Source organism: Paenibacillus arenilitoris, from assembly GCF_014705655.1.
In the GTDB taxonomy this organism is placed as follows: domain Bacteria; phylum Bacillota; class Bacilli; order Paenibacillales; family Paenibacillaceae; genus Pristimantibacillus; species Pristimantibacillus arenilitoris.
The window spans coordinates 1-9,737 of sequence record NZ_JACXIY010000070.1 but is presented as its reverse complement, the minus strand read 5'-3'; the positions used below and the strand labels follow the sequence as shown (position 1 = coordinate 9,737).

Annotated in this window: 12 protein-coding genes; 5 read left to right on the top strand and 7 right to left on the bottom strand. The window is 57.1% G+C overall.

The window, feature by feature from the left end:
* The first annotated feature begins 160 nt into the window (after nucleotides 1–160).
* Complete coding sequence (locus IDH41_RS30885; RefSeq protein WP_190868171.1) at nucleotides 161–1,357, top strand: putative glycoside hydrolase; 1,197 nt, start codon at nucleotides 161–163, stop codon at nucleotides 1,355–1,357.
* Nucleotides 1,358–1,559: 202 nt separating this feature from the next.
* On the opposite strand, the gene IDH41_RS30880 is transcribed toward IDH41_RS30885, so the two are convergent.
* The 4 genes from IDH41_RS30880 to IDH41_RS30865 form a co-directional block, all read right to left on the bottom strand.
* Nucleotides 1,560–1,769: a DUF3906 family protein gene (locus IDH41_RS30880; RefSeq protein WP_190868169.1), complete on the bottom strand. Its 210-nt coding sequence runs from the start codon at nucleotides 1,767–1,769 to the stop codon at nucleotides 1,560–1,562.
* A gap of 12 nt (nucleotides 1,770–1,781) precedes the next feature.
* Nucleotides 1,782–2,750 (bottom strand): 6-phosphofructokinase, encoded by a 969-nt coding sequence (gene pfkA / locus IDH41_RS30875; protein WP_190868168.1) that lies wholly within the window; start codon nucleotides 2,748–2,750, stop codon nucleotides 1,782–1,784.
* Nucleotides 2,751–2,781: 31 nt separating this feature from the next.
* The gene (locus tag IDH41_RS30870; protein WP_190868175.1) at nucleotides 2,782–3,810 is read right to left on the bottom strand and encodes a tetraprenyl-beta-curcumene synthase family protein; all 1,029 of its coding nucleotides are present in this window, start codon (nucleotides 3,808–3,810) and stop codon (nucleotides 2,782–2,784) included.
* A 79-nt stretch (nucleotides 3,811–3,889) separates the two neighbouring features.
* Nucleotides 3,890–4,207, bottom strand: coding sequence for a hypothetical protein (locus IDH41_RS30865; RefSeq protein ID WP_190868160.1), 318 nt, complete (start codon nucleotides 4,205–4,207; stop codon nucleotides 3,890–3,892).
* Between the two features lie 123 nt (nucleotides 4,208–4,330).
* Here IDH41_RS30865 and IDH41_RS30860 point away from each other — a divergent pair, with 123 nt between their 5' ends.
* On the top strand, nucleotides 4,331–5,527 hold the full coding sequence (locus IDH41_RS30860; protein ID WP_223830213.1) for an MFS transporter: 1,197 nt from the start codon (nucleotides 4,331–4,333) through the stop codon (nucleotides 5,525–5,527).
* Between the two features lie 91 nt (nucleotides 5,528–5,618).
* On the opposite strand, the gene IDH41_RS30855 is transcribed toward IDH41_RS30860, so the two are convergent.
* Nucleotides 5,619–5,816, bottom strand: a complete 198-nt coding sequence (locus IDH41_RS30855; RefSeq protein ID WP_028610304.1) for a cold shock domain-containing protein — start codon at nucleotides 5,814–5,816, stop codon at nucleotides 5,619–5,621.
* Between the two features lie 79 nt (nucleotides 5,817–5,895).
* Nucleotides 5,896–6,597, bottom strand: a complete 702-nt coding sequence (locus IDH41_RS30850; RefSeq protein WP_190868158.1) for a class I SAM-dependent methyltransferase — start codon at nucleotides 6,595–6,597, stop codon at nucleotides 5,896–5,898.
* 168 nt (nucleotides 6,598–6,765) lie between these two features.
* Here IDH41_RS30850 and IDH41_RS30845 point away from each other — a divergent pair, with 168 nt between their 5' ends.
* The 3 genes from IDH41_RS30845 to pepF all read left to right on the top strand — a co-directional run bounded on the left by IDH41_RS30845 (nucleotide 6,766) and on the right by pepF (nucleotide 9,316).
* Nucleotides 6,766–6,999 carry a hypothetical protein gene (locus tag IDH41_RS30845; RefSeq protein WP_190868156.1) on the top strand — a complete coding sequence of 78 codons (234 nt, stop codon included), beginning with the start codon at nucleotides 6,766–6,768 and terminating at the stop codon, nucleotides 6,997–6,999.
* 147 nt (nucleotides 7,000–7,146) lie between these two features.
* Nucleotides 7,147–7,329, top strand: a complete 183-nt coding sequence (locus IDH41_RS30840) for a hypothetical protein (protein ID WP_190868154.1) — start codon at nucleotides 7,147–7,149, stop codon at nucleotides 7,327–7,329.
* Between the two features lie 196 nt (nucleotides 7,330–7,525).
* Entirely contained in the window at nucleotides 7,526–9,316 is a 1,791-nt protein-coding gene (pepF, locus tag IDH41_RS30835; protein ID WP_223830212.1) for an oligoendopeptidase F, read from the top strand.
* A gap of 84 nt (nucleotides 9,317–9,400) precedes the next feature.
* Here pepF and IDH41_RS30830 read toward each other — a convergent pair.
* Nucleotides 9,401–9,737: DUF92 domain-containing protein (locus IDH41_RS30830; protein ID WP_190868150.1), on the bottom strand; the 337-nt coding region annotated here is incomplete at its 5' end.

Here is a 9,737-nt window from a genome sequence, read left to right as displayed (position 1 = left end):
AGGACAACTCCCGTAAAATTCTTATCTCTTATGTATTCGACAAAGCGCAGGAAAATCCTGTTAGTTAATTGTGCCGTCGTAGTTTTAAAAAAAGTTAATGACCACGGCACGATATCTGCTTTATAATTTGAACGTAAATAGCTGACGGGGAGAGAGCATAATGGACAACATCATAACGGTCTTGCTGCTGCTATACAACTTGCTCGTCGGTAGCGGGGAAGACAGCGAGACGGCCAGGCGGCTGGCCGTGTCCTATTTGAATGCGGCGGCAGGTCAGACGATTATTAAGCCGGATACTCTCCATGCCAGCGGGCAAGGAACCGGGACAACCGGCGAGGCGATCGCAAAGATTGACCCTCAGCCGGACACTCCGCCGATCAAAGGTATCTACGTTACCGCGCACAGCGCGGGCGGCGCGCGCATGGCTTCCTTATTGAAGCTGGTCGACGACACCGAACTAAATGGCATGGTCATCGATATTAAGGACGATTACGGGTATATTACATATCCTACGACGACGCCAGAGCTTCTTGAAACCGGCGTATCCAAAAAATACATCGGAGACATCGGCGAGATGATGGAGACGCTGAAGCGGCACGCGATTTATCCGATCGCCCGGATCGTCGTCTTCAAGGATACCGTGCTCGCGCGCAAGCAGCCGGAGCTGTCCTTCCTTCACCAGGACGGAACCATCTGGAAGAACGGCCGCGGCGAAAGCTTCGTCAACCCGTACCGCAAGGAAGTGTGGGAATATAACGTCGCCGTCGCGAAGGAGGCGGCGAAGCTCGGCTTCAAGGAAATCCAGTTCGACTACGTCAGGTTCCCGGAAGGCTTCGAGAACAAGGCCGATTCGCTTACCTTCAACAAAACCGATCAAAGCCGCGTCGACGCGGTCGCCGGTTTCGTCAAGTACGCCAGGGAGCAGCTCGAGCCGCTCGGCGTGCGCGTTTCGGTCGACATATTCGGCTACGCGGCGTCCGTTCCCGCGGCGGAAGGAATCGGCCAGGACTTCGTCAAAATCTCGAACGACACGCATGTCATATCGCCGATGGTGTACCCGAGCCATTACAGCACCGGCTGGTTCAAGCAGAAGTTCCCGGACAAAAGCCCTTATGAGACGATTAAGGGAGCGATGCTGGATACGCACGAGAAGCTGGAGCCGATCGGCGGCCTCAAGCCGATCATCCGTCCTTGGATTCAGGATTTCACCGCAAGCTGGCTTGGCAAGGGCCAGTACATCAAGTACGGCAAGGCCGAGGTGGAAGCCCAGATCAAAGCGCTGCACGATACGGGGATCAACGAATATTTGCTCTGGAACGCCGGCAACAAATATTCTCCGGGCGTAACGTACAAGTAACAAAATCGGAGCTGTCCCGAATGTCATGACGAGATGATATTCGGGACAGCTCTTTTTTCAGCATCATCTCCTCAAGAAGGCAGCAGCAGACCGAAAATCAGAAAAGGCGGTGCAGGATAATTGCCTGGCACCGCCGTTTTCCTGTTTTAATAATTAAGCGTACCGTCCATTAAGCAAGCTAACCTGCTACTGGGACAAACTCTCAATGACGAGGGCCTTCCACGATATAGCCGCTGCCGTTCTCCACCCTCTTCTTCTCGACGAGAGCGATCGAGCGAATATCGGGCTTCTTGATGAAATGCCTCTCCACGTGGCTTTCTACGAGGTTCAGCGCCTTCTCGTCGGAATCCGCCAGTATGACCAGATAGGCCAGCCGGTCGGCCAGCTCGATTTCGATTTTGTATAGAAACATCCGATCACTTCCCTATTGCGATAGTCGGATCGCAAGCTCGTACATGCTCATGTCGAACGGCTTCTTCGAATTGACGACCGTATCGATATCCGTCGTAACCAGTTCGCCGCGAACGACGCCGCAAGCCTTGCCCGAGTTGCCTTCCATGAGCTGCCTTACCGCGAAATCGCCAAGCCGGCTTGCCAGGATGCGGTCGGCCGCCGTCGGCGTTCCGCCGCGCTGAATATGGCCGAGCACCGTGACGCGCGGCTCGATGCCGCAATCGGACGTAATTTGTCTTGCCACGTCCTCGCCTTTGCCGGCACCCTCGGCGACGACGATAATGCTGTGGCGCTTGCCCTTGGCGAAATTCGTCTTCATCCGATCCGCCACTTCGCTGAGCTCGAACGGCACTTCCGGCACGAGAATCGTCTCCGCGCCGCTCGCCAGCCCGGCATGCAGCGCAATGTCTCCGCAGTGGCGTCCCATGACCTCGACTACCGAGGAACGCTCGTGGGACGACATCGTGTCGCGGATTTTGTTGATCGCGTCAACGACGATGCTGACCGCGGTATCGAACCCGATCGTCACGTCGGTGAACGGAATGTCGTTATCGATTGTGCCCGGCAAGCCCATCGTCTTGATCCCAAGCTTGCACAGCTTGTTCGCGCCCTGGTAAGAGCCGTCGCCGCCGATGACCACGAGGCCGTCGATGCCCCTGGAGCGGAGCACCTCGGCGCCTCGCTGTTGGCCTTCGGCCGTCATAAATTCCTTGCACCGCGCCGTTTGCAGAATCGTGCCGCCGCGCTGGATGATGTCGCCGACGCTGCGCAAATCCATCTGCCTCAAATCATCGTTGATGAGGCCCTGGTAGCCGCGCTGCACGCCGTAAACGTCCAGCCCGTGAAACAGGGCGCTTCTAACGACGGCTCGGACGGCCGCGTTCATCCCTTGCGAATCTCCTCCGCTCGTCAGTACTGCGATTGATTTGACTGCTGACATGGTTCATTCCTCCACATGATCGTAATTATAGTTAAGCCCGTTGTTTCCGAATCCAGATGCTGTTGACGAGGAAAAACAGACGCGTCAGCGGGCTGTTCTTCATAAGTTTCCTAGACACGTCTTTGACGTCCGCCTGGCGGCGGACCTTTGGGTCCGATAAATACAAGGCTAACAGTCCTTCGATAATCAAACGGTGAAACCGGGACGCCGGAAGCTTCTCAACGTCTTCTCTTGCCCGGTTCACGATCAGGTCCATGCGATGGGCAAGCTGCGTCCCGTCTTCGTAGTAGTTGCAGAAGTTGAGATCGCCGCCCGCATAGTCCTCCTCCTGGTCGATTAAATAATCGAGCAGGATATGTAACCCGCATACGTGCGGAAAGTAAATGCTCTTGATCGCGGCGGCATCCTGCTCGGACAACGTCTCTTCGCCGGCCGCCAGGAACAGCATGAACATCCCGAGCGTCGAACCCGTCGCCGCAGCGAACTCGTTCCACCTCAAATTCGGATAGTCTCCGCGATGACGCTCCCACCAAGCAAGCAGGTGCTGCTCGCGCAAATCTTTGCGAATATGCTTGTACACCTGCAAATCGGCATACAGCCCGACCAGCTCCGTTACGTGCTTCCGCACGCTGCCGTAGGAGGGCAGCTTCTCCGCCTGAGTCTGGCAGGTCGTAACGAGATGGTGCAGGTAGCCTCCGTCGTCATTCTCGGCGCGGAGCGCGTAGTAGTCGCGCAGCGGGACGCCCGGATTGACGGCGTCGAGCATCGACTGATGCAGCAGCCGGAAATCGTCCGGGTCGAGCGAAGTGCTTCGGTCGCACAGATTGTCCAAATAATCGCTGATCGTCTGCAGCGCCACGATGAGCGGGATTAGCTTATCCCGATGCTCCAGGTTCGCGGCCGCGTATACGCCGCCTCCCTGGCAATGAAATTTCTTGCTGGCCATGCTGGCGAGCGCCTGCGCGCGCAGTTCGGGATCCGGTATCCTCTCGGCGATGGCGCGGAGCTGTCCGAGCTCCTTGTCCACTCCCGGAAGCACGTACTTATACACGCGATGCATAAGCTTCAGCGCGCCTTGGGGCACTCGGCTGCCCGATAAAGTGGTCAATCTCACGACGCACCCCTCCTCAAAATCATAATCATGAATGTCGGCGCGATTCCAACTGTTGATCGATTCGGTACCAAATGTGCAAATCGTTGATCCTACTCGCATAATCGGCAATTTCATAGTTTAATATACAAGATTGCTCGAAGCTGTCTTCGTCGGACAGCCTCGCCTGCTTCGCGTCGATGAGCCGTTCGAACTCCTTGACGCGATCCGGGATCGTACCCCTGATCAGCTCCCACTGTTCCACGATCGCCAGCTGCGCGGACGGCTCGTACCGCTCCCATTCCGACTCCAACACGGGAAGCCGGATCCGAAGCCGTTCATTCCACTCAAACCGATAAGTCCCCATAGTAAACCTCCACATCCTAATGTACCATTTCAAACCGCAATAATCCAGCCGTAATTCTCATTGGTCGAGCCGTGATTCCGTGCTATACTATTTTGATATGGTTTGTTGAAAGAGATGGAGTGAATGGCAATCATGGATACGGCACCAACAGCTTCAATCAATAAATCCCGCGCGGCGCGGAAGGAAACGCTCTGGCTTCGGATATTCAGTTTCTCGGCCTATTCGACGCAGGCGATGGTCGTTTCGTTCATCCCGCTATACTTCCTGGACCGCGGCTTCTCCGAGCAGCAAATCGGCATTATTTATTCGACGGGCCCCTTTATTTCGATATTCGCCAACCTCATTCTAGGCATGGCCAGCGATCGGTTCAGAACGATCAAAAAGCTGCTCATGCTCATCCTGTTCGGCCAGCTCGTCATGATTTCGATGCTGTTCCCGATCGAGCACTTCGCGCTCGTCTGCCTCGTCATGATGGGCTTTTATTTTTTTCAAACGCCGATGAACCCGCTTAGCGACAGCCTGCTGCTGCTGTCCAGCCAGCATACGGGCACGCCGTACGCGCTCGTTCGGATCTTCGGATCGCTCGGGTTCGCGGTAACGGCCTATACGTTCGGACTCATATTGAAGCAGCTCGGCTCGCAATGGACGCTGCCGCTCGCGCTTTGTACGATCGCCGTCACCTTAACGCTGACGACGAGGATCAAGGACTATCGGGGCAGCGCCAAAAAAATCGATTTCTCTGGTTTCTTCAAGCTGCTTCGGCAGCGCAACGTCCTGCTGTTCTTCCTGATCATCTTGACAATATCGATCCCCCACCGCATGTACGAAGGCTTCCTCGCCGTCACCATGCGGCAGATGGGCGCCAGCGATTCGCTCGTCGGGCTGGCTTGGCTCGTATCGGCGATGAGCGAGATTCCGACCCTCTTCCTGCTCGGCAAATACGGCCATAAGTTCAAGGAGCTTCCGCTTCTGATGATCGCCTCGATCATGTACGCGCTCCGGTTCTGGCTGCTGAGCGAGATCGAGGATCCGCGCTGGGTCGTCGCGACCCAGGCGATGCACAGCATCTCGTTCGGGATCTATTTCTCCACCGCGCTCCGGTACTTGTCGAACCTCATCCCCGACGAATATCGCGCATCGGGCCAAGCCGTATACGCCGTCGTCTGGACCGGGCTTGCGGGCGTCATCAGCGGCACGTTCGGAGGGTTCGTCTACGACCAATTCGGCCGGTCGTCGTTCTTCCAGACGGCTTCCCTGTTCGCGATCGTCGCGGCGGCAGGCTTCCTGACCCGCCATTACTTCAGCCGATCCGACCGTTAAAAGCGGCGCCGGCCGCATAACCCAAAACGAAATGCAAACAGGCTCCCCGTCGCCGGGGAGCCTGTTTGCATTCGTTAGCTGCGCTTCATTCTTATAGTTTAATGACGTTGGCCGCTTGAGCTCCGCGGTTACCCTCAGTAATGTCGAACTCGACCGCCTGTCCTTCGTCCAACGATTTGAAGCCTTCGCCTTGAATCGCCGAGAAATGCACGAATACGTCCTCTCCGCCTTCGGTTTGGATGAAACCGTAGCCTTTCTCCGCGTTAAACCATTTAACTGTCCCTTTCAATTGAACAACCTCCTAATATAACCGCCGCATCGTTGCGGCGAATAGCATCATTATAGCGATTGTGATCGGAAAAAGCAATTTACGGCAAAATCCGTAAAAATTGATCGGATCCGGGAATAAAAGGAAGCCGCGATGGCAATAATTCCGCTCGGCCTCCGGCGGCCTCGATCGACTCGAGCAAGGCATCCAGCTCCGGGTACGGCTCCCAGTTCAGCGACAGGAGCGGGTAAATCCGGATTTGGCCGCCCGGCTTGCAGATCCGCATCAGCTCAAGCACCGACAGGCGGTGAAATTCCGCTCCGAACTGGGCGGCATACAGGAACAGGAAATGGCTGCAAAGGATGAGAGAATACCGGTTGTCCTCGAACGGCAGCTCCGGCAGGAAGCCCTGCTTATACCGATGGGTCCTCTTGACTTCCGCCACGTCCGCGGCAAATCGTCCAAGCGACGCCTCCCGGCCCTTCCTATGGTTCTCGAGCGAACCGTAATAGCTCCAGTCGAAGGAATCGGCGATCCGGCCCAGCTTGGCCGTCGAATAGTCGATTTCCCGCTCGGCTTCGGCAACCCAATCCGCATGCCGAGTCCCGTAACGCGGATCGACCGCTTCCGCCTCGAAGCCTCTCTCGTTCGCCTCGGCCGTGAACGAAGAAGCTCCCGCCGCGACGTCAAGCACCTTCCCTTGGCGCAATGCTTCATCCGTCAAATCGAACATCCGCACGTACTCTTCGTAGCCTCGGCAAGTCATCGCGACGCCGATTTGCTCATAGCCTGCTTTGTTCATCGTTGCACTCTCCTCTGCTCTTCTCGTCTCTTCTCGTCTCAACTCGTCCCAATACCGTAGCCTTTCGCCATTCCGAAGCGCGCCATGCGCATTGCCGTATTGCTTAAGGGCGCCAGAATGGCTATGATGAAAAGAATACCATATTCAACGATCAAAAGGGTGAAAAACATGTTCAAAAAACACGAAATCTATAAAACCGACAAATACAACATGCTGACGGTCGAGGTACAGGGCAAAACGCTCGTCGTCCGCGAAATATCCGATCAGTGGGGCGAGGACAGCCATACGTTCGTCAGCCGGCCCGAAATGATGAACTGGGCGGAGAAGCGCTTCCGCCCATCCGACTTCGCGGGCCGCGAGGAGGAGCTTGCGGCGATCATGGACGCCCTGCGCAAAGTATAGGCGCGGACAGCCGCTTCAGCGGCAGGAAAAATTACCCTCTGCGGCGAACATAACGTAGCATGGGCCGGCATAGACAACTATGTACGGCCGGAAGGCCGCTGCCGGGCGATGCGCCTTTTTATTACGATCAGGAGGCTTGTTTAACGAATGGACGCAACCGCAACCGTCATCTTCATCATCGCCGCATTCTCGCTGGGAGCGATCGTCATCATGAAGCGGGACTCGCTGCCGCCGGGCATGCGCCGCGGTCTTGCGCTGATCGCCATCGCGCTGATCGCGTTTGCCTTTTTTCTTATCGTCTACGCCTTTTTCACGATGGGATCGGCTTAGGCAGGTCGGCCGCAAGCATATTCGAAGCGCCTCGCGGGCAAAGTAACCACAAATTGTGCCCCGAGGTGATTAACGGATGAAATGGCTACCCTTGCTGCTGGCACTCAGCCTCGTTCCGGGCGCCGCTCCCGCCAGCGTTGGCGCAGCGAATGATCCGCATGTTTTACCAACCCTATCCATACCAAGGAGGAATTCGATGAATCACGTACCGAAACGTTCAGAAACCGCGCCGGAAAGCCGCTGGAAGCTGGAGGATCTGTTCGGCGACCAGGCGGCCTGGGACAAGGAATACGCGGAAGCGAAGGCACAGATCAAACAAATCGCCGATTATCAGGGCAAGCTGGCGGATGTCTCCCAGCTCAAGGCATGCTTCGAGCTGGAGGATGAGCTGTCGCTGCACGTGGAGCGGCTGTATGTATACGCCAATATGAAGCATCACGAGGATACGGCGGAGCCGACGTATCAAGCGCTTTCCGACAAATCGAAGAAGCTCAGCGTGGAGTCTGGAGAGGCGCTTTCCTTTATTACCCCCGAAGTGCTCGGCCTGTCCGACGAACAGCTTGACGCCATTATTAAAGACGAATCCGTCGCGAAATTCCGCCATACGCTCGAAGAGATGCGCCGCCAGAAGGCCCATGTCCTCTCCAAAAGCGAGGAAGCGCTGCTCGCCCAAGTCGGCAACGTCAGCTCCGCGCCGGGCACGATCTTCGGCATGCTGAACAACGCGGACTTGAAATTCCCGAAGGTGAAAAACGAGGACGGCGAGGAAGTCGAGCTGTCGCACGGCCGTTACATACAGTTTCTTGAAAGCAAAAACCGCGACGTGCGCCGCGAAGCGTTCCTCGCGATGTACGATACGTACGGGAAGCTGAAGAACACGCTCGCCTCCACGCTGAACGCGAACGTAACGAAAAACATTTTTTACGCCAAAGCCCGCAAATACGACTCCGTGCTCGGCATGTCGCTGTACGGCGACAATATTCCGAAGGAAGTCTACACGAACCTGATCGATACGATTCATAAGCATTTGCCGCTCATGCACCGGTACATGGAGCTTCGCAAGAAGCTGCTCGGGCTTGACGAGCTTCATATGTACGACCTGTTCGCGCCGCTCGTCGAAGAGTTCAAGATGGACATTACGTACGAGGAAGCGAAGAAGACGGTCGCCGACAGCCTGAAGCCGCTCGGCGAGGATTATTTGAAGGTGCTGCAGGAAGGCTTCGAGGACGGCTGGATCGACGTCTACGAGAACGAAGGCAAGCGCAGCGGCGCCTACAGCTGGGGCGCGTTCGGCACGCATCCTTACGTGCTGCTTAACCATAAGGACAACTTGAACAGCATGTTCACCTTGACCCACGAGATGGGCCACGCGCTCCACTCGTACTATTCGGATACGAACCAGAATTACCGCGACGCGCAGTACACGATCTTCCTCGCGGAGGTCGCCTCCACGCTGAACGAGGCGCTGCTGATGGACTATCTGCTCGGCAAGTCGACCGATCCGAAGGAAAAGATGTACCTGCTCACCTATTACGCGGACCAGTTCCGCACGACGGTGTTCCGGCAAACGATGTTCGCGGAGTTCGAGAAAATCGTGCACGAGCGCGCGGAGCAAGGCGAATCGCTTACGCCGCAGGAGCTCAGCAAAATTTATTACGACCTTAACGTCCAGTACTACGGAACGGGCATGGTCGTCGACAAAGACATCGAGATGGAATGGGCGCGCATCCCCCATTTCTACAACAGCTTCTACGTGTACAAATACGCGACCGGCTTCTCGGCGGCGACCAGCTTCTCCAAGCAGATTTTGGAGGAAGGACAGCCGGCGGTCGACCGTTACCTCGGCTTCCTGAAGAGCGGCGGCAGCGACTTCTCGATCAACATCCTGAAGAAGGCCGGCGTCGACATGTCCTCGCCGGAGCCGATCGAGCAGGCGATGAGCGTGTTCGAAGAGCTGATCGGTCAAATGGAGCAGCTGACGAACTAACAACAAAAACGGGCAGTCGGACCGGGTTCGGTCGACTGCCCGTTTTTGTTGTCGGGCCGGCCCGCCGGACATGCGGCGCCGCCGTTAAAACAGCAGCGTGCCGATCGCCCATGCGAGCACGCCGGCAAACAGCGACGACAGGAGGTTCACCCTGTCGTTGTTCAGCGCGGCAAAGCCGCGCACCCGCTCCGCCGCGCTGCCGCAATGCGCGGCGCGCTCGGTCTCGCTGCCGCATAACCGGCAGCGGTACATGGCCTGGCCGGTTGCGCCGAGCAGCGAGTCGGCGAAAGCGCCGGCCAGGCCGGCGGCGGCCGTGGCGGCGATCCATGCCGCCGCAGCTAGGCCGCCGGGCGTACCCGCAGCAGCCTCAGCGGGCTGCGGGGCCGCCAGCAGCAGCGCGGCCGCGGCGCCGATGAACGCG